Raw genomic sequence first — 25,633 nt, forward strand, 5'->3', positions numbered from 1 at the left:
TGAGCGTGCGGCGACCGTTCGGGAACCTGGACGAAGGCGTTGCGGGGGAACGGCGGCGGTACGTACCGGAGCGATTCGGTCCCGCGGAGGCCTCAGGCGGCGGCGGGGGTCTCGACCTCGGCGAGCTTCTTGTGAAGCTCGCGCTTGAGGAGGCGGGCCGTCTGCGACAGCTCGATCTCGCGGGCCTTGATCAGGAACGCGTCGAGGCCACCGCGGTGCTCGACCGAGCGCAGGGCGTGCGCGGTGACGCGCAGGCGGACCCGGCGCTTCAGCGCGTCCGACTGCAGCGTGACCTGGCACAGGTTCGGCAGGAACCGGCACTTGGTCTTGCGGTTCGAGTGGCTCACGAGGTGGCCGGTCTGCACGGCTTTGCCCGTGAGTTCGCAACGGCGCGACATTGTTCTATTTCCCGTCTCGTTCCGCGTGTCCGACAGGCTGGCGGGAAACCAGAACCGCGTCGCGGCAAACGGCTTCTCGCACGCCAGGCCCGGTGGAGCGGCGTTCTCATTGAAGGCGCGAGCCTATAGGGGACTGTGCCCCGTGGCGTCAAGGTCCGAGGTGATCTTTCGCGCCGTTTCGCGGGCCGGCGGACCAGTGGCAGGCAAGGGGCAGGCAAGCCTGACTGTTCGGCTCCCAACGATGTGTTAACCATGAGGACGGACGATGCCGGCGAGATGTCTCCGGCCCGTTCGACCGGAGATCGACAGCCAACCCCGAGTCCCCAGACATGTGCGGCACCCGCAAGCGCCCCGCCCCGCTCTCCCTCCTCGGCGCCAGCCTGCTGACGCTCGCGGCCCTGCTGACCGCGCCTTCGGCGGAGGCACGTTCCAAGACGGCCCGGACGGCCTCCAAGACGGCTGCCGCCGTCACCGTGGACTACGACATCGCCCTGGCCGGCCTCACCATCGGCAACGCGCAGGTGGCCGGCGCCTTCGAAGGGTCCGGCTATCGGATGGATGTCTCGGCGCGCCTCACGGGCCTCGCCGGCGTGGTCACGGGCGGCATGGGCTCCGCCCGCGCCAGCGGTGCCATCGCGGCAGCGCCGCAGCCCAGCACCTTCGCGATCGCCACCAAGACCACCAATTCCGGCATCGCCGTGCGCATGGCCCTGGCGCGCGGCACCGTCACTCAGGCGGAGATCACCCCGCCCCTCATCGACATGGGCGATCGGGTGCCGATCACGCCCGCCAACAAGCGCGGCGTCATCGATCCCGCGAGCGCCCTGATGATGCCCGTGCAGGGCCGCGCCGACCCCATGGACCCGGCCAACTGCAACCGGACCCTGCCGATCTTCGACGGCGCGACCCGATTCGACGTCGTGCTGAGCTACGGCGAGACCCGTAGCGTGGCCAAGCCCGGCTACAGCGGTCCCGTCCTCGTCTGCAACGCACGCTACACGCCGATCGCGGGCCACCGTCCGGACCGGCCGGGCGTGAAGTTCATGGAAGACAATCGCGAAATGTCGGTCTGGCTCGCGCCGGTCGAGGGCACCCGCGTGCTGCTGCCGGTGCGCATCGCGGTCCGGACCACCGTGGGCACCAACATCATCGAGGCGACGCGCTGGACCCAGACCGGCGGACAGCAGGGCAGCACCACCGCATCGGCGCCGGGCACCCCCGTCACGCAGGCCAGCTTGGCCCAGTGAGACCCTTCGCACGCACGCGAATCACCCGCCCCTGCGCGCTGGCCGCTCTGATCGTCCTCACGGGCGGTGCGGCCAGGGCCCAGTCGAGCCTCTCCACGGGCCCGGATTGTGGCGGCGACGCCTATTCGTCGGCCCAGGTGATCGAGAACCGTCCACCCCGCCGCGGCCCCCTCACGGCGGTGCCCGACACCCTCTGCGCCGATGTCGCACCGCAGGGGGGCCAGCCCCCCGTGGAGATCGGAATTTACCCGAGCCTCGGCGTACCCGGCATGCCGCCGCGGGATGGCAGGCGGGGCTATGGCGACCCATATGAGGCGCAGCCGCCACGGCAGCGCCGACCCTGACGGCGCCGCGGCGGTCTCCCCCGTTCCTGAGCCTGCCGGCCTCGCCGAAGGGACCGCCCCCACCTCATGATCCGCCCTTCCCTCTCCCCGCAGGCCCGCGCACGCGGCGTCACGGCGGTGCTCGGGCCGACCAATACCGGCAAGACCCATCTGGCCATCGAGCGCATGCTCGCCCATCCGACGGGCATGATCGGCCTGCCCCTCCGGCTGCTCGCGCGGGAGGTCTACCTGCGCGTCGTCGCGAAGGTCGGGGTCGACAAGGTCGCCCTCGTCACCGGCGAGGAGAAGATCAAGCCGGACCGGCCGCGCTACTGGATCTCCACCATCGAGGCGATGCCGCGCGACCTCGACGTCGCCTTCGTGGCGATCGACGAGATTCAGCTCGCCGCCGACATGGACCGCGGCCATGTCTTCACGGATCGCCTGCTGCACCAGCGTGGGCGCGAAGAGACCCTGCTCATCGGCTCCTCGACCATGCTGCCCCTGGTGCAGTCGTTGATTCCCGGCGTCCACACCACGACGCGGCCGCGCCTGTCGCAACTCACCTTCGCGGGCGAGAAGAAGCTCGGTCGCCTGCCCCGACGCTCGGCCATTGTCGCCTTCTCGGCCGAGGAGGTCTACGCGATCGCGGAGCTGATCCGGCGCCAGCGCGGCGGCGCGGCGGTGGTGCTCGGCGCACTCTCGCCCAGGACCCGCAACGCGCAGGTGGAGCTCTACCAGTCCGGCGACGTCGATTACCTCATCGCCACCGACGCAGTCGGCATGGGCCTTAACCTCGACGTGGACCACGTCGCCTTCGCGGCGAACTGGAAATACGACGGCACTCGCTTCCGCAAGCTGACCCCGCCCGAGATGGGGCAGATCGCCGGCCGCGCCGGGCGCCACCTGTCGGACGGTACCTTCGGCTCCACCGGCCGGTGCGCGCCCTTCGAGCCCGAGATGATCGAGGCGCTGGAGACCCACGACTTCGAGCCCCTGCGCGTCCTGCAATGGCGTAATCCCGACCTCGACTTCTCCTCCCTGAAGTCGCTGCAGGAAAGTCTGGACGAACACCCGCGGGAGAAGGGCCTGACCCGCGCTCCCATGGGCGAGGACCAGTCCGCTCTCGAAATTCTGATGCGCGAGGACGATATCCGCGACCTCGCGAACCGGCCGGCCCATGTCCGCCGGCTCTGGGACGTCTGCGGCGTGCCGGACTACCGCAAGGTGCATCCGCAGACCCATGCCGACCTCGTCGCCCAGCTCTACCGCTTCCTCATGCGCGGGATGGCGGGGCGCATCCCCGACGACTGGTTCGCGAAGCACGTCGCCATGATCGACCGCACCGACGGCGACATCGACGCGCTCTCCCAGCGCATCGCGCAGGGGCGGACTTGGACCTTCGTGGCGAACCGTCCGGACTGGCTGATTGATCCGGTGCATTGGCAGGGCGAGACGCGTCGGGTAGAGGACAGGTTGTCCGACGCCCTGCACGAACGCCTCGCGAGCCGTTTCGTCGATCGGCGCACCAGCGTCCTGATGCGGCGCCTGAGAGAGAATACGATGTTGGAAGCTGAGATCACCGCCGGCGGGGACGTCACCGTCGAGGGCCAGCATGTCGGCCATCTGCATGGCTTCCAGTTCGTTCCGGATCCCGGTGCGGAAGGACATGAGGCCAAGACCCTGCGCTCCGCGGCCGAAAAGGCCCTGGGTGGCGAGATCGAGGCCCGCGCCGAGCGGTTCTCGTCGGCTGCCGACGCCTCCCTGGTGCTGAGCCATGACGGCGTCATCCGCTGGACGGGCGACCCGGTCGCCAAGCTGACGCCCGGCGACAAGCTGTTCGAGCCGCATGTCCGCCTGCTGGCCGACGAGCAGTTGACCGGCCCGGCGCGCGACAAGGTCGAAGCCCGGCTCGTTGCCTGGCTCAAAGCCTACGTGGTGCGCCTCCTCGGGCCGCTCATGGAGATCGAGACCGCGGCGGACCTCACCGGTCTGGCCAAGGGCATCGGCTTCCAGGTGGTGGAAGCCCTGGGCGTGCTGGAGCGCGCCAAGGTGATGCAGGAGATGCGCACCCTCGATCAGGAAGGCCGCGGCGCGTTGCGCCGTCACGGTGTCCGCTTCGGCGCCTACCACATCTTCCTGCCGGCCCTGTTGAAGCCCGCGCCCCGCACCCTCGCGGCCCAGCTCTGGGCCCTGAAAAACGGCGGCCTCGACCAGCGCGGCCTCGACGAGATTGCCCATCTGGCGAGCTCCGGCCGCACCTCGATCAAGGTCGATCCCGAGATCGCCAAGGGTCTGTACCGCGCCGCCGGCTTCCGGGTCTGCGGCGAGCGCGCCGTGCGCGTCGACATCCTCGAGCGTCTCGCCGACCTGATCCGGCCGGCCATCGCCTATCGCCCCGGCACCACGCCGGGCGAGGCTCCGGTAGGCACCGCCGACGGAGACGCCTTCGTGGCGACGGTGGGCATGACCTCCCTGGTCGGCTGCTCCGGCGAGGATTTCGCCTCGATCCTCAAATCCCTCGGTTACGCCTCGGAGACGCGCCCGGGCCCGGCGATCACCGTGCCGCTGCTCCCGGCGGCACCAACCCAGCCCATCGTGCCCGCCGCTGCGGGCACCGACCCCACCATTTCCGAGACGGCGGCCGACGCCGATCCGGCGACCGCCGAGAATGCCCCGGCCGAGACCGCAGGCGAGACGGCACCCGACAGCGTGACCGACACGGCTCCGGCCGACGCGAGCGCGGCATCCGCCGAGATGATTGAGCCGGCGCTCGCGCCGGGTTCGACTGAGGATTCCGTCGCCGCCGGTGCACCCGAGGAAGCCGTCGAGGACAGCGCCACGCCGGCGAACTTGCTCGAGGAGAGCTCCGCCCAGGAAAGTGCGGTCGACTCTGCCGAGGAGACCGCACCACAGCCCGTCGCCGACGCTGCAGCCGTCGCCGAGGCGACGGAGCATCCGCCGGAGGAGGCCGTAGCTGCTCAGCCGGAAGCGACCCCCACGGCGGTTTCGGCCGAGACCGCTGACGGCGAAACGCCGTCGGAAGCTCCTCCGGCCGAGGTCGCGACGGTCGAAGTCTGGCGGCTTCAGCGTCACCAGCGCCATGCCAACCCGCGCCAGAATCGTCCGCGCAGCCAGGGCCGTGACGGCGGTGCCCCGAATCGTGCCGCGGGCGAGGCACGCCCCGACCAACGCCGTCCGGGCGGTGGGAGCGGCGAGGGCCGTGACCGTCCGCGCGGTGGCCCGGCCGGCGACCGGCCCGAGGGCGGACGCCGCGGTGGTCCCGGCGAGGGACGTCCGGATGGGGGGCGGCCGCAGCGCCGCGAACGCTTCGAGCCAGGCCGTACGCGACCCGAGCGTCGAGACGAACCGCGGGCTGCGCCCCGGGACGAGCCACGTCCGCAGCGACGCGAGCGGGCTCCGGATCCGGATTCGCCGTTTGCCAAGCTCGCCGCGCTGAAGGCGCAACTCGAAGCCGGGAACGACCGCAAGCGCTGAGGTGGAATGAAGCCGGGACGTCAGCGGCTCGACAAATGGCTGTGGTTCGCGCGTTTCGCGCGGACCCGATCGCTGGCGGCACGCCTCGTCACCGACGGCTATGTCCGGGTGAATGGAAAGCGTGTCGACGCCTCCGCCACGGCCGTCGCCCTCGGAGATGTCGTGACGGTCGCGGCGGCGCACGCCACGGTGATCGCCCGAATCCTCGATCTCGGCGAGCGGCGGGGTCCGGCTCCGGAGGCCCAGCTGCTCTACGAAGTCGTGGGGGATGCTCCAGAATAGGCGGCCGACCCGTGTCACCCGCGCGACACCGGGTGAACGGTCGTGCAGGAGGTCCGCCAGCGCGCTTGTCAGTCCCACGGACAGGGTCTAGAGCCAGCGCGACTCACTCTTGCCCATGCGACCCGGCATCATCGCCACTCCACATTAAGGCATCCGTGCAACGATCTGCGCGAGCGACCATGCATCGGCATCGAGACGCTCCCGGCGCTGGCCGGATCAAGGACTGAAGGCCCCATGACCTACGTCGTCACCGACAACTGCATCAAGTGCAAGTACATGGACTGCGTCGAGGTCTGTCCGGTGGACTGCTTCTACGAAGGCGAGAACATGCTCGTCATCCACCCCGACGAGTGCATCGATTGTGGCGTCTGCGAGCCGGAATGCCCCGCCGAGGCGATCAAGCCTGACACCGAACCGAGCCTCGAGACCTGGCTCAAGGTGAACGCGGATTACGCGCGGACTTGGCCGAACATCACGCAGAAGAAGGACGCCCCCGCGGACGCCAAGACCTGGGACGGCGTCGCCGGTAAGTTCGAAGCGCACTTCTCAGCCAATCCCGGCACCGGCGACTGATCGCCGCGAAGTGCGTTCGGTGCGGCCTATCGCCGACACCGAGCCCTCCCGAAGCATTAACGAAGAGGCTGTGGAGGGCTGGCGAGCGTTCGCCATTCCCACGGCCCGGCGCCGGCAATCCTTTGATTCGTCGGCGGGTTTATGTTATTACAGATGCCTGCCGTCGTTCGTGCCCGACGTGCTGCCTCCAGCCAACACCGGATGGGTCTCACACTCAGCTGTGGACTGGGGGCGCATGCGATCGATCGCTGAAGGCTCAGCTGCTTTCGGCGAACGCTCTCTCGTTGTGCGATCATCGGCTTGCCCGGGAACCGGCAGGATGTGCGTCGCTGATGCAGATCCTTCGGACAAGGGGCTGGAGCCGGGTGACCCACCCCGGATTACAGGGTTCGGCGCGGCGTTCAAGGCCGCGCAATGTTCTGGAGGCGCTTCTCGCATGACCACAGCCAAGAAGACGACGGCAGGCCGCCAAGGCTTCAAGACCGGCGAAGCGGTCGTGTACCCAGCTCACGGTGTCGGTCGCATCACCGCCATCGAGGAGCAGGAGATCGCCGGCTACAAGCTTGAGCTGTTCGTGGTGTCCTTCGAGAAGGACAAGATGGTTCTGCGCGTCCCGACCGCCAAGGCCAACAGCGTCGGCATGCGCAAGCTCGCAGAGCCGGATCTCGTGAAGAAGGCTCTGGATCTGCTTACCGGCCGCGCCCGGATCAAGCGGACCATGTGGTCGCGCCGCGCGCAGGAATACGAGGCCAAGATCAATTCGGGCGACCTCCTGTCGGTGACCGAAGTGGTGCGCGACCTCTACCGCTCCGAGGCGCAGCCCGAGCAGTCCTACAGCGAGCGCCAGCTGTACGAGTCGGCCCTCGACCGGGTCGTGCGGGAAATCTCGTCGGTGAATCGCATCACTGAGACCGAAGCCCTGAAGCTCATCGAGCAGAGCCTTGCCAAGTCCCCGCGGCGCGCCAAGGGCGAGGCTGAGGTGGAAGGTGAAGCCGAAGGCGACGATCTGCAGGAAGAGGCGGCCTGATCGGCCGCTTCCAGCGTTCCGGATCATTCCGGAACCAACAGCTTTCAAAGCTCGGCGCCCGCGCGCCGGGCTTTTTTCTTGGCCCCATCCGCTCCGGGTTACGCGCTCACGAGACCGTGTGAAGCACCCTGACCGCGGAACCATCCCACAGACCTCGTGTTGTCGCGTTGCCAGTCACAGGTCCACTATCCGGTTTCGATCGGCGGTGACGCCCTGTGGTCAGATGCACACGTTTCATCGAGGCGGAGGCGGGGATGGCGGATATCGCAGGGATACGGCGGCAATTCATACGCACGGCGATGGAGGCGCCCTTCCTTGCGCGGGATGAGGAACGCGGTCTCGCCGTGCGCTGGAAGGACGAGCGCGACGAACGTGCCCTGCACGGGCTGATCTCGGCGCATATGCGGCTCGTCATCGCCATTGCCGGACGCTTTCGTCACTACGGCTTGCCCATGGCCGACCTCGTCCAAGAGGGACATGTCGGCTTGATGGAGGCGGCGGCCCGCTTCGAGCCCGAGCGGGAAGTTCGCTTCTCCACTTACGCCACCTGGTGGATCCGAGCCTCCATCCAGGATTACATCCTGCGCAACTGGTCGATCGTTCGCGGTGGCACGAGTTCGGCCCAGAAGGCCTTGTTCTTCAACCTGCGTCGCCTGCGCGCCCGGCTGATGCAGTCGACCGAGGAGCACGTCGGCGACGAGATTCATCGCCGTATCGCCACGGCCATCGGTGTGTCTCGGGAAGATGTGGCCTTGATGGACGCCCGGCTGTCCGGCCCCGACATGTCCCTGAACGCGCCGGTGGGCGAGGAGAGCGAAGCCTCCTCCGAGCGCATGGATTTCTTGGTGGACGGCGCTGCCCTCCCGGATGAAACCGTCTCTGCGACGGTGGATGGTGAGCGCCGGCTGATCTGGCTCAACGAAGCCCTGACGGTTCTGTCGGAGCGTGAACTGCGCATCCTCAAGGAGCGCCGTCTCGCCGAGGACCAAGCAACCCTCGAGGCTCTTGGTCATCGCCTCGGCATCTCGAAGGAGCGCGTTCGTCAGATCGAGAACCGCGCGCTTGAGAAGCTGCGGCGTGCCCTGGCTGAGCGTTTTCCCCAGACGGGTGGTAACGTCTACGCCTGAGGAAACCACGGCGCGTTGAAGCGTCGACCCGCGCGACATGGGCTTTCGCGGGTGGTGGTGATGGGCGTACAGACCTCTCGGCGCCCGCCATATGGCGGGTCTGACAGGGGCTTTGTAGGCGTCAGGATGGATCGCCGCTTTCCGGAAGATTTGTCGTCCAGCCTCATGCCCGCTGCGACGCCTGCACCCCACCGCTGGGAGTGTGCTGTGCCTGGCGCCAACGCCGGCAATGCGGTCTGGCGCGTCGACCTGTCCCTCGGTACGGCCCTCCCGCCTGGACGGACCGCTTGGCTCTCGAACGAGGAGCGTGCTCGAGCTGACCGCTTCCTACGCGCCGAAGATCGTTCGCGCTTCATCGAAAGCCACGTCGCGCTTCGTTTGATCTTGGCGCGATACGGGGGCTGGCAGCCCCAGGATCTGATCTTCGGACAGGACGCTGGCGGAAAACCCGTTCTGGCAACCCATCAACGCGCAGGCCTGCACTTCAACCTGTCCCATTCGGGATCCCTTGCCCTGGTCGGCATCTCCTGCGCCGCTCCGATCGGTGTCGACGTAGAAGCGATCAGGCCGATTGACGATCCGCTCCCGATCGCGCGCGCCCACTTCCATCGCAACGAAGTCGAAGTTCTGACGCAGACGCCGAAGGCCCTCCGGAATCATGCGTTCTTTCGACTTTGGACGCGAAAGGAGGCCGTCGTGAAGGCACTGGGCACGGGCCTGATGCTCGCGCTTGACGGCTTCGACGTCAGCACCAGTGCCCCCTCGGCGCCGACCGTTGCCTGGGAGGGCGCGGACCCCGTGGGATGCGGGTGGTCGCTGTCCGATTTCGACCTCGGACCGGAGGCTGCCGGCGCCGTTGCCTTTCCGCTGCCCGGTCAGTCCTGCCACCGGTATCGCCTCCCGGAGGACTGGGGCCTTCAGGGCTGAGAACGGCACCGACTGACGATTTCCCGCAAGGAAGCGCTTGCGGCTCCGAGGAGGGCTCGCTATACGTCCGCTCGCCGGCCCACACAGCCGGCGTTGTCGGAGTGTAGCGCAGTCTGGTAGCGCACCACGTTCGGGACGTGGGGGTCGCAGGTTCAAATCCTGCCACTCCGACCAGCATCACCAAGACTTGGTCTTTTCCCGAGATCACTCAAATTTCGAGAACTTTTTCGTTCGCGCAGGACACGTCGGCCGAAGCGCTCGATTGTACGCCCAGCGACGTCGAGAGTTCAGGCGGGCGCCGGCTCTCACTCTGCGACGGTTCGATTCTTGGGTCGGCGTAAACGCCGCGTGCATGTCCAGTTGGACTGGCACGACCGCGCGCCGGGCCGGATGGGGATCATCTGCCGGACTCCGGCATCGCGCATACGGAAGATTCAGCTCTCCCTCGCATCCTTGGTGAGATCGGTCCTCGGCATTCTCACGATTCCGAGGCGAGCGTGATCGGCGAAGGGTGATCGGACAAGCGTGACGGATTTATCGGACGGATCCGTCACGCAACTGACGGTGGACGGTGACGCCGATCGCTTCGGACCCCGTGCGCACGGCATCGCAGATTGGCCCTTCGGACCACCCCGTTCCACTCTCGTCGATCGACCTTTGGCGAATGGCGCGTGGCCGCGGTTGCGCATCGTGACGCTGGTCCAGCAGCCGTGCGACGGACTCGCCGCCACCCGGGCCTCCGTGGAGGCGCAGGCCTATCCGAATCTCCGACACGACATCATCCTGCGGACAGACGGCGCGATTCGGTTTCCCCTCATCGTTGCGGATGAAGGGTACGACGCTCTCCTGATCCTCCAGCCGGGCGACCTTCTGGCCCCCGACGCACTTGCCGCCCTCGGCCTGCAATTCCTGCTCAGTGGCGCCGACGTCGTCGTTGGCATACGGGTCGTCTTCGATGCGGGACCGCTCGGTCTCGACGCACCGGCAGCGCCCCCGGGGACGCTCGTCGATCCCGCGCCTCCGGACGGGCCGCTCGCCCCCTTCACCGGCGGCGAGGCTCTGCTCAAGCGCTCCTGCGTACAGGCCGCCGGGGGGCTCGACCCGGACGCGGCACATCCGGTTGCCGCCCTCTGGCCGCGGCTCGTCCGGCAGGGTGCGGTGCTCGCACGGGTGGGCCGACCGGTGCTCCTGCACTCTGCGCCGGGCCACGCGGCGCCCGCGATGGGTTCGGGCCTCTCGGTAGCCAGCCTGACCGACCAGGGTCCTCTCGGCGGCGCCGGGATCGCCCACCGACGCCTGTGCGATGCGCTCGCCCTCGCCGGCCACACCGTCAGCGATCACTGCCTCGCGGCGGAATCGCCGCCGGCGGCGGCCGAATGGGTCGAGCGGTTCCCGCGGACGGAGCGCACCCTGTCGCAGGGGCGCTACGATCTGATCGTGGCGGGCAACCTGCATGGCGCGACCCGCCGGACCACGATCCTGGAGCGGCTCACCCGAGCCGTTCCGGTCGCCGCCGTGCTGCACGACCTCTTCCCCGTCACCGGGCGCTGCGCCTCCCCGTCCGGCTGCCCCATCATCCCCGAGGGATGCGACGCCCGCTGTCCTTCGCCCAACGCCTATCCGCAGTTGCTGCCCCAGCGGATTGCCAGCGTTTATGCCGAGAAGCAGGCGATCCTGGCCGAACCCGACGGACCCCTCCTGCTCGCCGCCTCCGCCTGGACGGAATCGGCGGCGCGCGCCTTGGCGCCGCGGGAGACGCGGGTCGATCGCATCGACCTGGCCTTCCCGACGGGCGTGTTCCGTCCTCGCTCGCGCGCGGCCCTGCGGCGCGAACTCGGTCTGCCGGCCGATGACGTCCTCGTCATGTTCGCCGCCGTGATCGCGGACGCGCCCAGCAAGGGAACGGCCGAGCTGACCGCGATCCTGCGCCGGGCTGTCCGGCCGGGGCTCCGGTTCGTCGTCGTCGGGCGGCTCGACGATCCGGATTCTCTCGGAATTCCGGATCTGATCGCGGCGGGTCCGATCGGTGACGAGGCGACGCTGGCAGCCTGGTATGGTGCCTGTGATCTCTACGTCACCGCGAGCCGCCAGGAGACGTTCGGACAGACACCCGTGGAAGCCGGGCTGTGCGGAACCCCAACCATCGCCTATCGCGCCACCGGTCTGGCCACCGCCGTCCTGAACGGGGTCTCGGGCCGCCTCGTGCCGCTGGAGGCGGGCGCCCTTGAAGACGCCCTCCGTGCGCTGATCGCCGATGCTCCCGAGCGCCAACGCCTGGGAGCCCTAGGACGGATCGCCCTGGAGAGTCGCAACAGCCACGCCGCCTGCGCAATGCGCCTGAACGACGTGTTCGTCGCGCGGGGTATCCTGCCGGCCGCGGCCGGGACCGGACGGATCCGCTTCGCGCCGGAGATGCTGTCGACCTTTGCCATGGCGCAGGATCGTGCGCCCGGACGGACCGGCCTGATTCCGAGCGACGCCTCGCGGGTGGTCCGCCTCGCCCGGCGGACCAAGCACGCTCTCGTGGGGCGTGACATGCCGCCTTGGCTGCGCCGGATCCTCTACGCGGTCGCGACGCTGCGCAGGATGCTTCGGCCGGCGACTCGCGGAGAGGTTCGATGAGCGCGCCATCAGACCGGCCTCGCCGCCTCTATCTCGATCACACGCATCTGCGCGGGCATGTCACCGGGATCGAGCGCGTCGCCCTCGACCTGTTCACGCCCGACACGCTCCATCCGCACCCTGTCACCACGGTCCGTGCGCGGGGGATCCCCGGCATGATCGCCGCGCAGCATCTCGGCCTGCCCCTGCGGGCCTTGCGCGATCCCGCGGCCCTGTTCCTCTTCCCCGGGTTCCCCCCGGGTCCGCTCTCGGTCCTGCGTCGTCGCCAGTGCATCACCTATGTGCACGACACCTTCCTGCTGACGCGCCCGCAGGACCTCAGCTGGAAGAGCCGCCTCTACATGGCGCCGAGCTTCGCCTTCGCACTACGCTTCGGGCGCACCTTCTTCGCCAACTCGCGCACCACCGGGGAGGCAGTCCGGGCGTACTGCGCCCGCGATGCCCTGGTCGCCCTGCTGAGGCCCGCCGTGCGCGATGTGTTCAGACTGACCGGCCTGCCCGCCGCCCCGCCGCCCGCCCCCGGCACGCCGCTTCGGCTGCTCTGCATCGGGACCATCGAGCCGCGGAAGGACTACCCGTCTGCGCTCGCCATCGTCGCGGCCCTGAATGCAAGTGGGATCGCTGCGGAACTCCATCTGGTCGGCCGGGTCGGCTGGGGCGACCATGCTTTCCTTGCGGCGCCGCCACCTTTCCTAACCCTGCACGGCTATCTCGACGACGGGGCTCTGCGCGGCCTCGCGGCGCGATGCCATCTCCTTCTCTCGACCTCGAAGGCCGAAGGGCTGGGATTGCCACTCCTCGAGGCCCAGCACGGCGGTCTCCCGGTTGCCGCACCGCACGGACCGGTCTTCGCCGAGGTGCTGGCCGGCTCCGGTTTACACATCGACTCCTCCGATCCGAAGGGAGCCGCCGCCGCGATCCTCTCCTGGGTCGAGAGCTCCGCCTTCGCGGCCGTACCGGATGCCGCGCGGGCCAATGTGGCGCGCTGGAACCGCCTCGCCGCTGGGGACGCGGCGTGTTTCTCAATGTTTCTGAAGGTGGGTGCTGCCGCCTACGACGATGCGGAAGATCGGCTGGTGCAGCCTTACAATCGTGCCCCAGCATGAAGCCGATTGGAGTTGTACACAGATAAGCGACGAAGGTCCGGCGGACTACGCAGATCGCAACCTGTCAGCAAACCTGTTCTTACCAATATCATTGCGAGTCACGGCTTCTACGAGGAGATCGTCGAGGGCGACCATCGCGACGCTCAGCGCAGCAGATCCACTGGCATACGTCCTGCGCAGACGACGATGTTGATGCCGTTTCAGTCGGCGCCTGTTCCGTTTCGAGACAGACGGGCGGCAGAACTGGAACAGAGTTGTTCGAGGCGGAAGAGAAGAACCGCGCGAGCGGCGACCAGGTCGGGAGACGAGACAGATGTTCGACTTCGGAAGCCCGGTCCGTGGCGAGCCGGTAATTCTCGAGACCAGGGTTCCGAGTGGGCTCGACAGCGGTCTGATCCTGCGTCGCCTATGGCGCGGCACCGGCGTGATCCTGCTCGGCGGGCTCGCCGCCGTGATCCTCGCGGTGGTGCTGCTGAACGCCGTGGCGCCGACCTACACCGCCGTGACGCAGATCCTCGTCGACCCGTCCGATCTTCCGGTCATCCAGAACGACCTCAGCAACCGGCAGCCCCAGGCGGATAGCGGCGTTTCGATCGCCGAGAGCCAGACGCGGGTGATGCAGTCCGACAGCGTCCTGCGGCGGGTCATCGACCGCCTCGATCTGACTGAGGACGAGGAGTTCGTTCCCCCGGCCTCGACAAACCCGCTGGTGCGGAGCCTCAAGGAGCTCCTCGGCATGGATCCGCCGCCGGCGAGCCGCGAGCCGGTCAATCTCGCCCTCGACAACCTGCGCCTCAAGCTCGGCGTGCGTCGCGCCGAGCGGACGTTCGTCATCGACGTCTATGTCCAGACCCAAGACCCGGAAAAGTCGGCCCGGATCGCCAACGCCATCGCGGACGCGTATTTTGCGGAGGATGCGGCGGCCCGCACCGATGCGGCGCGTCGTGCCTCCGAGGCCCTGACGGGCCGTCTGACGACGTTGCGCCAATCGGTCGAGGAAGCCGAGCGCAAGGTTCTGCAGTATCGCGTGACGAACAAGCTGGTGACGTCGAGCGGACGCCTCCTCAGCGACCAGCAGCTCAGCGATCTCAACCAACAGCTCGTCACCGCGACCCTCAAGACGGCCGAGGCCAAGGCACGGCTCGATCAGGCGCGGCACATGCGCACCGGCGAGGCCGGGACCGCCCTTCCGGAAATGCTGCAGTCGCTCGAAATGCAGAACCTGCGGCAGCAATACGCGACCCTGTCGCGCAACACCGCGGAACTTGCCCAACGCCTCGGCGACCGCCATCCGGCCATGGCCGACCAGTACGCGCAGCAGCGCGATCTCCAGCGCCTCATCCAGCGCGAGAAGGAGCGCATCATCGACACCTCGCAGAAAGATTACGATCGGGCCGTGGCAAGCGAGGCCGCGGTGCGTCGGAGCCTAGAGCGCGCCAAGACCGAGACGGCCGGTAACGATCGCGCCAATGTGGGCCTGCGTGAGCTCGAGCGCGAGCTCGATGCCCGGCGCTCGATCTACGAGGCCTTTCTGCGCCGTTCGCGCGAGACCAACGAACAGGAGCGTCTGAACAGTTCCAACGTGCGGGTCATCTCGACCGCGACGCCGCCGCGGAGCCGAACCTGGCCGCCCTCCCCGAAGCTGGTGCTGCCCCTCGCCTTGCTTGTAGGCCTGGGTCTCGGTGCCGCTGGCGCGCTCTGGCTCGGAGCCCGCCGCGACCGACGGGTGCCCCGTCCGCCCCGGACGAGCAGTTCGACCGGGGCCCGCAGCTTCCGAGCTGTCGATGCCTGAGTCCAGTTCCGCCCACCCCTGCCTCCACGATCGATTTCTGCAAACCTTCCCCGTGCGACCCTCCCACGTGGCGCGACGTTCAGCCCCGGGTTCCCGTCGTTCATCCTCAAGGTGCGTACGGAACAGGTGCCAAAGGCGATGACATGAGCGTTCGCTTATTCGACATCACGTTCACGCCTGGATCGGCCACCGACATCCTCGCGACTTCGGCCCGCCAGCCGGCCACCCGTCCGCGCATGATCGTCACCGCGAACCTCGATCACATCGTGACGTTGTCGGAGAACATGGCTTTCCGGAAAGCCTACGAGGGCGCGGTCGCTCACACCCTCGATGGCATGCCCCTCGTCTGGCTCGCCCGGCTCTGTGGGGAACGATCGGCGCGGCGGGTCACGGGCCACGACCTCATCGCGGCCGCCTTTGCCGCGCCCTGGCCTGCGGGTCGGCAGATCTTTATGGTCTGCTCGACGGAGGCCGTCGGACTTCGCCTCACTGAGCGTCTGGTGATGGCGGGTATACCGCGCGCGTCGGTCGCCTTCACGGTGCCGCCCTTCGGCTTCGAGAACGATGAGGCCTACGGGGAGGACCTCTGTGCAGCCGTGCGGACGCACGGAACGACCTTGCTCGTCTTCGGCGTCGGTGCGCCACGTTCGGAGATCTGGGTGGACCGCCAAGGGAACGCCCTCGGGAGTCCGGTCGTCCTTGCCGTCGGCGAAGCACTGAACGTCGCAGCCGGGCTTGTGCCCCGCGCGCCTGCCCTCATGCAGCGCTTCGGACTCGAATGGTTCTTCCGGTTCTGGCACGCGCCGCATCGGCTGTTCCGCCGCTACTTCGTACGCTCGTGGGGACTGTTCGGGATTGTTTTGCGCCGATCGCTGTTTCGGAGATCCCGTCGGCTTCCCCAAGCCGCCCGGCAGCGTCCGGCGCCCAACGCCCAGCGCGCGCCTGAAACGCCCTGAAGCGTTTCGGACGGATCACGCCGCGCCGAACAGGTGCGGATGCCGCACCCGCAGGGTCAGGATCAACGCCAGGGTCTTGATGTCGGTGACCTCACCGCGATCTGTCATCGCCGCAAGTTCGCTCAGGGCCAGCTCCCGAACGGTGATGTCCTCGTGCTCGCCGACCAGTCCGCCGCCGGGACCGACTCGGTCGGGCGCTTCGTATGGCGCCAGGAACAGATCCATCTGCTCGGTCGAGATCCCCGGCATGCTCCAGCCGCAGGCGACCGGTTCGAGGACGCCGAGACGCACGCCCGTCTCCTCGAAGGCCTCGCGGCGTGCCCCTTCCTCGGGCTCGGACTCATCGAGGAGGCCGGCCGGCACCTCGAGCACGGAGGTGACCCCCGCCGCATAGAAGGCCGGGGTCCGGAACTGTTCGACTAGCAGAGCGACCCGCCGGGTCGGATCGTAGGGCAGTACTGCGGTCGCCCGTCCGTGATCCTCGATCTCGCGCGCCAGGCGTGTGCCATCCTCCATCGTCACCTCGGCGACGAGAAACCGGCTCCAGCCGTCGTGCACGATCCGGGTGCCGCGGATAATCGGCGCCATTCTGCTCTCCCCCCGTCGGATCGCCGAGGCTGCGGCGACCGAATGGGAGGGACCTAACAGCGGCTTGGCGCATCAATGAGGCGTGAAGCGCGTGTTTTCGGCAACGGTCTCGGGGATTGTGAGACGTCGGCGGATCGTGAAGGTCATCCGATCCGCGTCCTGCGTCTGCGCGACAAGGGCGTCGCCCTCCTCCCTCACCATGTGGGGAATGTCGATGACCGCCATCGGATCGGTGCAGGTAACCACCAGGAACGCGCCAGACGGCATCCGGCGCAAGGCCTTCCGGGTCCGCAGAGCCGGTAGGGGGCACTTTAACCCGGTGAGGTCGAGATGCCTGGTCTCGCTGCCTCCGTCCGTCATCGACGTCACATCTTTGCCCCCGGCTTTCCTGGTCCCCGCCGCTCTACCAGTCTCGAAACGAAAGATCCCGCCGACGGCTTGGACCGTCGGCGGGACCAGGCAGGGCCGGTCCGGGCGCTGAGGGCGCCCGGCGAGGTCAGACCTCAGTAGCCGTAGCCGTAGGCGGGATAGCCATAGCCGTAAGACGGCGCGGCGTAATAGCCATAGGCCGGCGCGTCGTAGCCATAACCGTAACCGGTGCCGACGTAGCCGCGGTCGTAATAGCCGTAGCGCGGTGCCTGGCTGGCCGCGATGGCGCCACCGATGATGCCGAGGGCTGCACCGGCCGCCAGGGCGCCGCCAACGCCGGGCCCACGGCGATAGCCACCATAATAGCCCCGGCCGTAGCCGCGATAACGCACGGTTTCGACCGTGGCGCCGCCACCAACCTGGGCAGCACTCAGAGCCGGCATCGGAGCAGCCTGAGCGGCCGTGAACGAACCCGCCGAGAGACCGATGGCGGTGGTGCCCGCGAGGGCGAAGGACAAGATGCGTGACATGCGAGCGTTCTCCGTCACAGGATAAGATGTTCCTGAAACGATGAACTTGGCGATCCGTTCCAGGATCGCCACAGTCAAGCCGCGCCGGTGGGTGTCCTCGATCACATTCGCGACATCGCAGGCGCGTATCCCCTGCTGCCACGGTATGATCTGTTCAGAACACGCATTCGGTGAAGGCGGGCTCCACGGAGCGCTGCCAGCGCCCCTCGTATTCGGCGAGGCGCTCCTCGGCGAGGGAGCGTCCGGCGGCGACGATGGCCTCCAACGGCTGAAGGAAGTGCGTCTCGTCTCGCCCCTGAGCGTCGCGACGCGCCCGTGCAGCGAGGCCCGCGCGGGCGATCGTGAGAGCCTCCGCCGCCACTGCCCCCAGGGACCGGCCGGCGATGCGGGCGGCCAGACCGAGGCGGGGGACCGTCGCGCGCAGGCCTTCCCGATCGCAGGCGTTCCAGTTCTTGGCAATGTCCCAGGCCGCCGCCAGGGAGGCCTCGTCGTAGAGCAAGCCGACCCAGAAAGCCGCCTGCGCGGCGATCATCGCTGGATTGCCCACATCGGATCCGCGCATCTCGATGAAGCGCTTGAGCCGCACCTCGGGGAACGCGGTCGAGGCATGGTTGGCCCAGTCCGACACCGTAGCGCGCTCCCCAGGCAGCGCCGCGAGGCGGCCGTCCATCAGGTCGCGAAACGAGGCGCCGGAGACGTCATGGTAGGTCTCGCCCCGCTTGACGAAGTACATCGGCATGTCGAGCAACCAGTCGACGTAGGACTCGTAGCCGAAGCCAGGCTCGAAAGCCCTGGGCAGCATGCCGGTACGGTCGCCGTCGGTGTCGCGCCAGATCTCGGACCGGCGCGACAGGAAGCCGTTGGGGCGTCCATCCGTGAAGGGTGAATTGGCGAAGAGGGCGGTCGCCACCGGCTGTAGCGCGAGGGCCACGCGCATCTTGGCCACCATGTCGGCCTCGGAAGCGAAGTCGAGGTTCACCTGCACGGTGGCGGTGCGCAGCATCATGTCCAGGCCGAGGCTGCCGACCTTGGGCATGTACCCCGCCATGATCTTGTAGCGGCTCTTCGGCATCACGGGGGTCTCCTCCCGCGTCCATTTCGGACTCATGCCGAGATCGAGGAAGCCGATGCCGAGACCGTCTGCGACCTGCGCCGTCGCCTCGAGATGCATCCGCAATTCCGCGGCCGTCGCGTGCACGTCGGCCAGCGGTGCACCGGAGAGTTCGAACTGTCCGCCGGGCTCGAGCGAAATGGCGCCCCCCTCGGCCCCGGCGAGACCGATCAGGTGGCCGGCATCCTCGATCGCCTCCCAGCCCGTGTCGCGGCTAAGCCCCTCGAGCAGGGCCCGGATGCCCTTCTCACCCGCATACGGGACCGGACGGTTGCCGTCGCGGTAGAACGGCACCTTCTCGTGTTCGGTGCCGATCGCGAAGCGCGCGCGCGGCTTTTCGCCTTCCGCGAACCAGGCGATGAGCTCGTCCCGCGTGGTCAGGGGCGTCGTATCGGACGTGTCGCGCGCCATGCGCTGCCTCTTCAGGAAGGTCGTTCAAGGGAGAGGCGTGCCGGACCGCAGCGGCGAGGCCCCTAGGATCGGGTCAACGCGCCTCATAGGCCAGGGGACCCGCGCGAACAACGCGGGCAAGCGACGCCTCAACGGGCGTCGCCGAGCACGGCCTGAACCAGGGCCAGCACCGTCACCGCCGCCGTATCGGCCCGCAGGATGCGCGGACCGAGGGAGAGGGCGACCGTGTTGGGGCGTTCCAGAATCAGTGCGCGCTCTTCCGGTGCGAACCCACCCTCGGGTCCAACCAGCACCGCGAGAGGTGGGGCAACGGTTGAGGCCGCAGCCTCGCGCAAAGCTCGAACCGGATCCGAAACCGGGGCGTCCTCGTCGCAGAACACCAGCAGCCGCAAGGGGTTGAGATCGGAAAGCGCGGCCGGGAGCTTGGCCGCCTCCTGGATCTCGGGCAGGTCGAGGATGCCGCATTGCTCGGCCGCCTCGATGGCGTTCGCACGCAGGCGATCGACGTTCAGTCGCTCGCCCTGCGTGTAGCGGGTGAAAACCGGACGAAGAGTTCCGGCACCCATCTCCACCGCCTTCTGAGCCATGTAATCGAGCCGGGCCGACTTCAACGGTGCAAACAGGTAATGGAGGTCCGCGCGTGGTGGCTGCTGGCGTGTGCGCTCCCGCACGATCAGGTCCGCACTCTTGCGTCCGGTCGGAGTGATTTCGGCCCGCCATTCGCCGTCGCGCCCGTTGAACAAGAGCACCGGATCGGAGGGCCCGCGCCTCAAGACGTTGAGGAGGTAGTTCGCCTGCGACCGGTCGAGCGGCAGCGTCGCTCCGGCAGCGAGGTCCGCCTCGACGAAGAGACGTGGGGCGGTGAAGTCATATGCGGCCATGCCCGGCGTGGTCGCGTGAGGGGGGGTCGGCTGTCAACGGTCCGGTCCCGGGACCGCATCGGCCGATGCAAAACCGCAACACGCAGCAATATTGCGTCGCAAATCCACCTTCGAATGCGGCCCGGCGTTTGCGGCTTGAAAGGCGCCACATTCCTATGCCGAAACAAAACCAAGACCGGAGGACGCAGAATCTTGCGCGCATCCGGGCACGCATCAGGCTATTCCGCATTCGGTCGCCGGGCTTACCCCGACCGGATCGAGGATGGGCGGAGAAAGGATCTCAAGGCATGTCGTTCAAGACCATCGCGGCGCTGGCCGTCGCCCTCGCCGGGACCGCGCTTTCCAGCGAACACGCCTTCGCACAGGCCGCTGCCGAGTGCGGCGAGATCCAGCAGACCCTCCAGGCCCGCAAGGACCTGATCGGTAAGGCGAACGCCGCGTCGAACTCAAAGAAGAAGATGACGCCGGCCGAGGCCTGCACCTTGTTCGGCAAGCTCCAGGCCAACGGCACCGCCGGGCTGAAATGGATCACCGCCAACAAGGAGTGGTGCTCGATCCCCGATTCCTTCGCGGAAGGCTTCAAGGCCGACCACCTGAAGGTGTCGGGTATCAAGACCAAGGTGTGCACGGTCGCGGCCCAGGCCTCTAAGATGGAAGCTCAGGCCCGCGCGCAGGCCCAGAACGGCGGCGGCGGCGGTGGCCTTCTCGGTGGCCCCGGCCTTACGGGCAGCCTGAAGATGCCGCAGGGTGCCCTCTGATCCTGTGCTGACTTTCCGGACGAGTCGGCCCAGCGCGCCCATGCGTCCATGGACGGCGTGAGTCCCCCCCAGGCGGACCGCCGTGTCGCCGATGCGGTGGCAGGACATTGGGTCGACCGGATCGCGCCGCGCTGGGCGCGGCCCTATCTGCGTCTTGCGCGCATCGACCGCCCGATTGGCTGGTGGCTCCTGCTAATGCCATGCTGGTGGTCGGCCTCGCTCGCGGCCATCCGGTCGGGCGCCGCTTTTCCCGACCCTGTCCATCTGGTCCTGTTCTTCGTCGGCGCCGTCGCCATGCGGGGTGCGGGCTCGACCTACAACGACATCGCCGATCGGGACCTCGACGCACAGGTGGAGCGCACGCGCTCGCGCCCGCTGCCCTCGGGGCAGGTCCGGGCACGCCAGGCTACCGTCTTCCTCGTGGTGCAGGCCCTGATCGGCCTCGCGGTGCTGCTCCAGTTCAACGGCACGGCGATCGGCGTCGGCATCGCCTCACTTGTCCCGGTGGCGATCTATCCGTTCATGAAGCGCGTCATGCCGGTGCCGCAGGCGGTCCTCGGCCTCGCCTTCGCGTGGGGCGCGCTGATGGGATGGGTCGCGGTGTTCGGCCGACTCGATGGACCGGCCCTGCTTCTCTACGCGGGCACCATTGCCTGGGTGATCGGCTACGACACGATCTACGCCGTGCAGGATATCGAGGACGACGAGATCGCGGGTATCCGCTCCTCAGCCCGCTTCTTCGGGCGCCGGATGCGAGGAGCAATCGGTCTGTGCTACGGCGCCAGCGTCGGATTCATCGCGCTGGCTACGATCCTGGCGGGTGCAGGCCCCGTGGGACTGCTCGGCGTCGCCCTGTTCGGTGCCCATCTCGGGCGACAGGTGCTGCGCCTCGACACGCGCGACGGACGGGGTGCGCTGACACTCTTCCGCTCCAACCGGGAAGCGGGACTGATCCTGTTTCTTGGTTTCGCGGCGGATGCCGCGGTGACGCACCTCCTCTGAACGTCGCTCGAAGTCCGGCGAGTCCTTCTCAGCAGCGGGCGCCGGAGATGATCTCGCTTTCGCCGCGATGGATCAAGGGGCGAACCGGCAGCGCGCCGGTCTTGCGACGGACGAGGAAGCGCGGGCGGCGGCCGTTGAGGAGGCCGTGACGGCGCCGGGTCCGGGTCCGACCGAGGGCCACCGGGCCCAGCTGGTTCGAGATGCTGGCGAGTTCGCCGTCTTCCTTGACGATCATCCGCGGGAGGCCCGACTTGGCCGCGACGTCGCGCCAGCACGCCACCACCTCGTCCTCACAGAACGGTCCGAGGCGGGTGACGACCCGACCGGCGGCGTCGACGAGGAGAAGGTCGAAGCGATCCTCGCCGCAGGCATCCGAATCATCCTCGGCGAAAGCGAGGGCCACGCCGGCGAGCCGGCTCGGGCCCGAGCGGTCGATCACCGGGAGCCGCGACTGGGTCAGGATCGGAGCAGCGCCGACAAAGGTGGCATCCGCCGACATGTCGTTCATGTTCGCGAAAGTGTTCATGGATCGTACACCCTGTTGGCGCCGGCAACCTCTATGGGCCACCCGTCTATGACAAGCAGATTTACGTCTAACCTCCTCAGACCAGCTTAAGAGTGAGCGTTAAGCGAGTATGGACAAGGGTGAAGCAGGTGGAATGCTCAACGCTTCCTTGCTTCGATCTGAGAGATTTGTCCGTATCGAGATCTGCGCCGCTCTGCTTGTGACAACCCGCGCAGCACCCTACAACGAAGGAAGCACCGCCCTCCATGCATCCGTGCCGGGGCGACGGGCTCTTCAACAAGCGCCCAGCCTGACCTCCAAAACCGTATGGAGACGCATGTCCGATCCGATTGCCCCGGAAGCCGCACACGCCCTCGTTCCCGCCCTGCGCGAGACGATCCGCGAAGCGGCCGCCCTCGCGTTGCCCTTCTACAAGGCAGGCGGACAGACGGGCGCGCGGGTCTGGTCGAAGGCAGGCGGCTCACCGGTGACGGAAGCCGATGTGGCGGTCGACACCTTCCTGAAGGTTCGCCTCAGCGCGATGCTGCCCCGGGCCGCCTGGCTCTCGGAGGAGACCAGCGACAATCCGGTGCGACTCGATGCCGGTCTCGTCTGGATCGTCGATCCCATCGATGGGACCCGCGCCTTCATGTCCGGGCATCCCGACTGGTCGATTGCCGTTGCACTGCTGTCGGCGGGACAACCGATCCTGGGTTTCGTTCACGCGCCCGTGACCGACACGTTCTATGAGGCCATCGCAGGCGCGGGTGCCACCCGCAACGGCCAGACCATCGCCGTCTCTGGCCAAAGCGCGGTTGAGGGGGCACGGGTCACTGGTCCGAAGCCGATGATGGACCGCCTAGCCCGAGGCGCTGGGACGAATGGCCAGCAGGCCGATCTCGTCTCCGTCGAGCGCATTCCGTCCTTGGCCCTGCGCGTCGCGCGGGTAGCCGAGGGCTCGATCGATGTTGGATTGGTCTCGCCCCATGCGCGAGATTGGGATCTCGCCGGTGCGGACCTCATCCTGCGCGAGGCAGGCGGCACGGTCAGTGACCTGCAGGGCAGTCCGACGACCTACAACCGTCCCGATCCGGTGCACGGGGAACTCGTCGCCGTATCCCAAGCTCTGCGAGACGAAGTCGTGGCGGCCTTGTTGCCCCGCTGAGGGCACGGAGCGAAGGCTGCGGAAGGGTTCTGAAAACAGGAAAGCCCAGCACCTGGGCGCTGGGCTCGATCGCAACGTCGGCTTAGTGAAGCAACGTGTGGTCCACCCCGAAAAAATCAGGGCTGCATTTCGATCAGTGATGCTCGCGCAGGGCTATCGCCTCTGGGGCCATACCGAACCGCTCGGCGAGATGCCAGCGCAGTTCACGCGGCGAATGGTAGTTGTAGGAGGTGTCGATCAAGTGGCTGAGGTCGACGGTCTTGGCTTCATGAGCCATGGTCTGCTTCAGGTGACCCACCTTGAAGGTCGCCGCATCAGTAACCGGCGAACGGACGCCGCGGCGTCGGGTATATTCAAACAACATATTTTTCTTGTGTACTTTCAATAACGTGCAGGTTCGCGTGCAGTGTCTCGGACGCATCGGACCAAATAGGCCGCGGGCGTCGTTGGGGTTGCGGAAGATGTCGGATCCCTGACCCATTCTCCCCAGAAGGGTATCGGTCGCCGACGGCGGAGGCTTCGTGAGAAGCCCTTCGGGGTGACGCCAGCCCGGGGGCTGGCGCCGGGAGCGTCAGGCCGCCTGGAGGTTGCCAGCCGAGTCCTTGCCGCTGCGCTTGTCGGTCTGAATCTCATAGGAGATCTTCTGACCCTCGATGAGGTTGCGCATGCCAGCGCGCTCGACTGCGGAGATGTGCACAAACACATCCTTGCCGCCGTCGTCAGGCTGAATGAAGCCGTAGCCCTTGGTCTCGTTGAACCACTTTACAGTGCCGGTATTCACGAAATAGATCCTCGTATCGTTCGTCGATCAACAGCCTGCGTCTGCTCGACGCAAGCGGCGGATCCTCTTCGGTAGGCCTGACGGAATCAGCAGGACGTGAGACGCTTGCGGTACAAGATCCCAGCTCACCGATACCCGCTATCTCTCATGTAGTCCGATCATGCGGCCGCAACAAGGCGTTCTGGCCGACGGAAACGACGCTGGTTCGCAGCGGCCGCAGGGGCAGCCCCTGTGTTATTTGCGCGGCCGACCGCATATAAGAGTTCTTGAGCAAGCGGTTAGGCGATTCATGGCGGGCATCTCGGTTTCCCTCGAAGGGGCGAACATCCAACTCTCATTTCAGAAGGACGATCAGGCCACGGCAGTCGTGATGGATGCCCGGGCGGCCCGTGCCCTGGTGCGGGCGGTGGGCCAGCTTCTCACGGCCATTGATGAACCCGACGACGGCGACCTGTCCGGGGATATGTCTGACGAAGAGATCGCGATGCTCGACGTCACCTCGTCGGCGATCGAGGTCGGTACGGACGAGCAGGGCCAGGCCGTCGTAGCCTTGCAGGCCGGCGCGCTGCCCCCGTTTCAGCTTCGCCTGACGGACGAAGAGGCCCGTCACGTGGCAACGAGCCTCTCTGAAATCTTGAGCGCGCCGCGCGACGTGCGCGCGTCGCATGGGGATCACTGAGTCCGCTACATTCGAACGCCCGGGTCGGTGGGGCCGCCCGGCAGGTAATCCGGCTCCGAGCCAGGGCCGGCCGGCTCGTCGATCCCCGGATCGTTGACGGGATAGGGTGTGCGCGGGCCGGTCGGTCCGATATCGGGCTGCTCATCCGGTGGGGGCGGCGTCGGCAGGTCACCGGGAATTCCACCCGGCAGCGGCTCGGGGATCGGCAGGCCGGGATTGGCCATCTCGTGATGGGCCATGCGAAGCCTCCTGTCTGTCTGAGGGATGTGCGGACCAACACGGCCGAGCACGGGTGGGTTCCCGCGGCCGCGGTGACCTATGGGAGCCCGTGGGGAACTTGCGTCCCACAGGACCTGTTCAGTGCCGTACCCTCAACCTCTCGGAGAAAATCCATGTCTAACATCAGGCAGGCCAAGGTCTTGATCGTCGCCACAGATGGTTTCGAGGAGACCGAACTCACGGTCCCACACAGCAAGCTCAAGGAAGCCGGTGCGACCGTTCACGTCGCAGCGCCGCAGTCCCGCGCGGCCAGGGAGTCCATCCGGGGTTGGGACAAGACTGATTGGGGCAAGAACGTCGCAGTCGACAAGGATCTCGAGTCCGTGTCTCCGCAGGATTACGACGCCCTTGTGCTCCCCGGTGGCCAGATCAACCCGGACAAGCTTCGCGTGGAGCCGAAGGCCCTCGCGCTGATCCGCAGCTTCTTGGATTCCGGCAAGGTGGTCGCCGCCATCTGCCACGCGCCCTGGCTGCTGATCGAGGTTGGCGCCGCGAAGGGACGCCGGATGACCTCGTTCGCATCGATCCGAACGGATGTGGTGAATGCGGGCGCGGACTGGAGAGACGAGCCCGTCGTCACCGACAAGGGCCTGATCACCAGCCGCAACCCCGGCGACCTCGACGCCTTCTGCGCCAAAATCATCGAGGAGATCCAGGAAGGCAAGCACGGCAGCCGCGCCGCCGCCTGACCCATCC

At 67.6% G+C, this 25,633-nt stretch carries 27 protein-coding genes and 1 tRNA gene; 18 read left to right on the plus strand and 10 right to left on the minus strand.

Annotated elements, in window-relative coordinates; all coding sequences use genetic code 11:
- Nucleotides 1–92: 92 nt before the first annotated feature.
- Nucleotides 93–398 carry a 50S ribosomal protein L28 gene (gene rpmB / locus ASF58_RS20200; protein WP_055956796.1) on the minus strand — a complete coding sequence of 102 codons (306 nt, stop codon included), beginning with the start codon at nucleotides 396–398 and terminating at the stop codon, nucleotides 93–95.
- A gap of 329 nt (nucleotides 399–727) precedes the next feature.
- Here rpmB and ASF58_RS20205 point away from each other — a divergent pair, with 329 nt between their 5' ends.
- From ASF58_RS20205 to ASF58_RS20260, 13 genes are all read left to right on the plus strand, one after another.
- Nucleotides 728–1,645, plus strand: coding sequence for a DUF3108 domain-containing protein (locus tag ASF58_RS20205; protein ID WP_082513205.1), 918 nt, complete (start codon nucleotides 728–730; stop codon nucleotides 1,643–1,645).
- A 47-nt stretch (nucleotides 1,646–1,692) separates the two neighbouring features.
- Nucleotides 1,693–1,989, plus strand: coding sequence for a hypothetical protein (locus tag ASF58_RS25370; protein WP_244477429.1), 297 nt, complete (start codon nucleotides 1,693–1,695; stop codon nucleotides 1,987–1,989).
- Between the two features lie 66 nt (nucleotides 1,990–2,055).
- Nucleotides 2,056–5,466 carry a helicase-related protein gene (locus ASF58_RS20210; RefSeq protein ID WP_055956799.1) on the plus strand — a complete coding sequence of 1,137 codons (3,411 nt, stop codon included), beginning with the start codon at nucleotides 2,056–2,058 and terminating at the stop codon, nucleotides 5,464–5,466.
- Nucleotides 5,467–5,472: 6 nt separating this feature from the next.
- Nucleotides 5,473–5,748 carry an RNA-binding S4 domain-containing protein gene (locus tag ASF58_RS20215; RefSeq protein ID WP_055956802.1) on the plus strand — a complete coding sequence of 92 codons (276 nt, stop codon included), beginning with the start codon at nucleotides 5,473–5,475 and terminating at the stop codon, nucleotides 5,746–5,748.
- 234 nt (nucleotides 5,749–5,982) lie between these two features.
- Nucleotides 5,983–6,321 (plus strand): ferredoxin FdxA, encoded by a 339-nt coding sequence (gene fdxA / locus ASF58_RS20220; protein ID WP_055956805.1) that lies wholly within the window; start codon nucleotides 5,983–5,985, stop codon nucleotides 6,319–6,321.
- 436 nt (nucleotides 6,322–6,757) lie between these two features.
- On the plus strand, nucleotides 6,758–7,348 hold the full coding sequence (locus ASF58_RS20225) for a CarD family transcriptional regulator (RefSeq protein ID WP_055956809.1): 591 nt from the start codon (nucleotides 6,758–6,760) through the stop codon (nucleotides 7,346–7,348).
- Nucleotides 7,349–7,602: 254 nt separating this feature from the next.
- Complete coding sequence (locus tag ASF58_RS20230; RefSeq protein WP_055956812.1) at nucleotides 7,603–8,475, plus strand: RNA polymerase factor sigma-32; 873 nt, start codon at nucleotides 7,603–7,605, stop codon at nucleotides 8,473–8,475.
- Nucleotides 8,476–8,682: 207 nt separating this feature from the next.
- Nucleotides 8,683–9,402: a 4'-phosphopantetheinyl transferase superfamily protein gene (locus tag ASF58_RS25375; protein WP_162242088.1), complete on the plus strand. Its 720-nt coding sequence runs from the start codon at nucleotides 8,683–8,685 to the stop codon at nucleotides 9,400–9,402.
- A gap of 97 nt (nucleotides 9,403–9,499) precedes the next feature.
- Nucleotides 9,500–9,576: transfer RNA gene (locus ASF58_RS20240), tRNA-Pro, on the plus strand.
- Nucleotides 9,577–10,092: 516 nt separating this feature from the next.
- A complete protein-coding gene (locus ASF58_RS20245; RefSeq protein ID WP_244477419.1) occupies nucleotides 10,093–12,024 on the plus strand; it encodes a glycosyltransferase in 1,932 nt (643 codons plus the stop codon).
- The gene (locus ASF58_RS20250; protein WP_055956819.1) at nucleotides 12,021–13,130 is read left to right on the plus strand and encodes a glycosyltransferase; all 1,110 of its coding nucleotides are present in this window, start codon (nucleotides 12,021–12,023) and stop codon (nucleotides 13,128–13,130) included. The genes ASF58_RS20245 and ASF58_RS20250 overlap by 4 nt, the downstream gene beginning before the upstream one ends.
- 313 nt (nucleotides 13,131–13,443) lie before the next feature.
- Nucleotides 13,444–14,922: a GumC family protein gene (locus tag ASF58_RS20255; RefSeq protein ID WP_055956821.1), complete on the plus strand. Its 1,479-nt coding sequence runs from the start codon at nucleotides 13,444–13,446 to the stop codon at nucleotides 14,920–14,922.
- Between the two features lie 143 nt (nucleotides 14,923–15,065).
- Nucleotides 15,066–15,878 carry a WecB/TagA/CpsF family glycosyltransferase gene (locus tag ASF58_RS20260; protein ID WP_055956825.1) on the plus strand — a complete coding sequence of 271 codons (813 nt, stop codon included), beginning with the start codon at nucleotides 15,066–15,068 and terminating at the stop codon, nucleotides 15,876–15,878.
- Between the two features lie 15 nt (nucleotides 15,879–15,893).
- Here the strand turns inward: ASF58_RS20260 and ASF58_RS20265 are convergent, their stop codons facing one another.
- The 5 genes from ASF58_RS20265 to ASF58_RS20285 form a co-directional block, all read right to left on the minus strand.
- Nucleotides 15,894–16,466, minus strand: a complete 573-nt coding sequence (locus ASF58_RS20265) for an NUDIX hydrolase (protein WP_055956828.1) — start codon at nucleotides 16,464–16,466, stop codon at nucleotides 15,894–15,896.
- Nucleotides 16,467–16,538: 72 nt separating this feature from the next.
- Nucleotides 16,539–16,826, minus strand: a complete 288-nt coding sequence (locus ASF58_RS20270) for a sulfurtransferase TusA family protein (RefSeq protein WP_055956831.1) — start codon at nucleotides 16,824–16,826, stop codon at nucleotides 16,539–16,541.
- A gap of 143 nt (nucleotides 16,827–16,969) precedes the next feature.
- A complete protein-coding gene (locus ASF58_RS20275; protein WP_055956835.1) occupies nucleotides 16,970–17,365 on the minus strand; it encodes a hypothetical protein in 396 nt (131 codons plus the stop codon).
- Between the two features lie 154 nt (nucleotides 17,366–17,519).
- Entirely contained in the window at nucleotides 17,520–18,887 is a 1,368-nt protein-coding gene (locus ASF58_RS20280; protein WP_055956838.1) for a glutamate--cysteine ligase, read from the minus strand.
- Nucleotides 18,888–19,015: 128 nt separating this feature from the next.
- Nucleotides 19,016–19,768: a 16S rRNA (uracil(1498)-N(3))-methyltransferase gene (locus tag ASF58_RS20285; RefSeq protein WP_055956841.1), complete on the minus strand. Its 753-nt coding sequence runs from the start codon at nucleotides 19,766–19,768 to the stop codon at nucleotides 19,016–19,018.
- Between the two features lie 287 nt (nucleotides 19,769–20,055).
- Here ASF58_RS20285 and ASF58_RS20290 point away from each other — a divergent pair, with 287 nt between their 5' ends.
- Both ASF58_RS20290 and ubiA read left to right on the plus strand, forming a co-directional pair.
- The gene (locus tag ASF58_RS20290; RefSeq protein ID WP_055956843.1) at nucleotides 20,056–20,526 is read left to right on the plus strand and encodes a hypothetical protein; all 471 of its coding nucleotides are present in this window, start codon (nucleotides 20,056–20,058) and stop codon (nucleotides 20,524–20,526) included.
- Between the two features lie 48 nt (nucleotides 20,527–20,574).
- The gene (ubiA, locus tag ASF58_RS20295) at nucleotides 20,575–21,528 is read left to right on the plus strand and encodes a 4-hydroxybenzoate octaprenyltransferase (RefSeq protein ID WP_055956845.1); all 954 of its coding nucleotides are present in this window, start codon (nucleotides 20,575–20,577) and stop codon (nucleotides 21,526–21,528) included.
- 28 nt (nucleotides 21,529–21,556) lie between these two features.
- Here ubiA and ASF58_RS20300 read toward each other — a convergent pair whose 3' ends face one another.
- Nucleotides 21,557–22,054, minus strand: coding sequence for a DUF6101 family protein (locus ASF58_RS20300; protein ID WP_244477420.1), 498 nt, complete (start codon nucleotides 22,052–22,054; stop codon nucleotides 21,557–21,559).
- 316 nt (nucleotides 22,055–22,370) lie between these two features.
- Between ASF58_RS20300 and ASF58_RS20305 the strand changes: the two genes are divergently transcribed.
- Nucleotides 22,371–23,198, plus strand: coding sequence for a 3'(2'),5'-bisphosphate nucleotidase CysQ (locus tag ASF58_RS20305; RefSeq protein ID WP_055956848.1), 828 nt, complete (start codon nucleotides 22,371–22,373; stop codon nucleotides 23,196–23,198).
- Between the two features lie 133 nt (nucleotides 23,199–23,331).
- Here ASF58_RS20305 and ASF58_RS20310 read toward each other — a convergent pair whose 3' ends face one another.
- Nucleotides 23,332–23,562 (minus strand): hypothetical protein, encoded by a 231-nt coding sequence (locus ASF58_RS20310; protein WP_055956852.1) that lies wholly within the window; start codon nucleotides 23,560–23,562, stop codon nucleotides 23,332–23,334.
- Nucleotides 23,563–23,769: 207 nt separating this feature from the next.
- The gene (locus ASF58_RS20315) at nucleotides 23,770–23,979 is read right to left on the minus strand and encodes a cold-shock protein (RefSeq protein WP_055956856.1); all 210 of its coding nucleotides are present in this window, start codon (nucleotides 23,977–23,979) and stop codon (nucleotides 23,770–23,772) included.
- A gap of 289 nt (nucleotides 23,980–24,268) precedes the next feature.
- On the opposite strand from ASF58_RS20315, the gene ASF58_RS20320 reads away from it, so the two are divergent.
- Nucleotides 24,269–24,658, plus strand: a complete 390-nt coding sequence (locus ASF58_RS20320; RefSeq protein WP_055956859.1) for a hypothetical protein — start codon at nucleotides 24,269–24,271, stop codon at nucleotides 24,656–24,658.
- A 5-nt stretch (nucleotides 24,659–24,663) separates the two neighbouring features.
- Here ASF58_RS20320 and ASF58_RS20325 read toward each other — a convergent pair whose 3' ends face one another.
- A complete protein-coding gene (locus ASF58_RS20325; RefSeq protein WP_055957152.1) occupies nucleotides 24,664–24,882 on the minus strand; it encodes a hypothetical protein in 219 nt (72 codons plus the stop codon).
- A 168-nt stretch (nucleotides 24,883–25,050) separates the two neighbouring features.
- Between ASF58_RS20325 and ASF58_RS20330 the strand changes: the two genes are divergently transcribed.
- A complete protein-coding gene (locus tag ASF58_RS20330) occupies nucleotides 25,051–25,626 on the plus strand; it encodes a type 1 glutamine amidotransferase domain-containing protein (RefSeq protein ID WP_055956862.1) in 576 nt (191 codons plus the stop codon).
- The last annotated feature ends 7 nt before the right edge of the window (nucleotides 25,627–25,633 follow it).

This window comes from Methylobacterium sp. Leaf125 (assembly GCF_001423085.1).
Classification (GTDB): Bacteria; Pseudomonadota; Alphaproteobacteria; order Rhizobiales; family Beijerinckiaceae; genus Methylobacterium.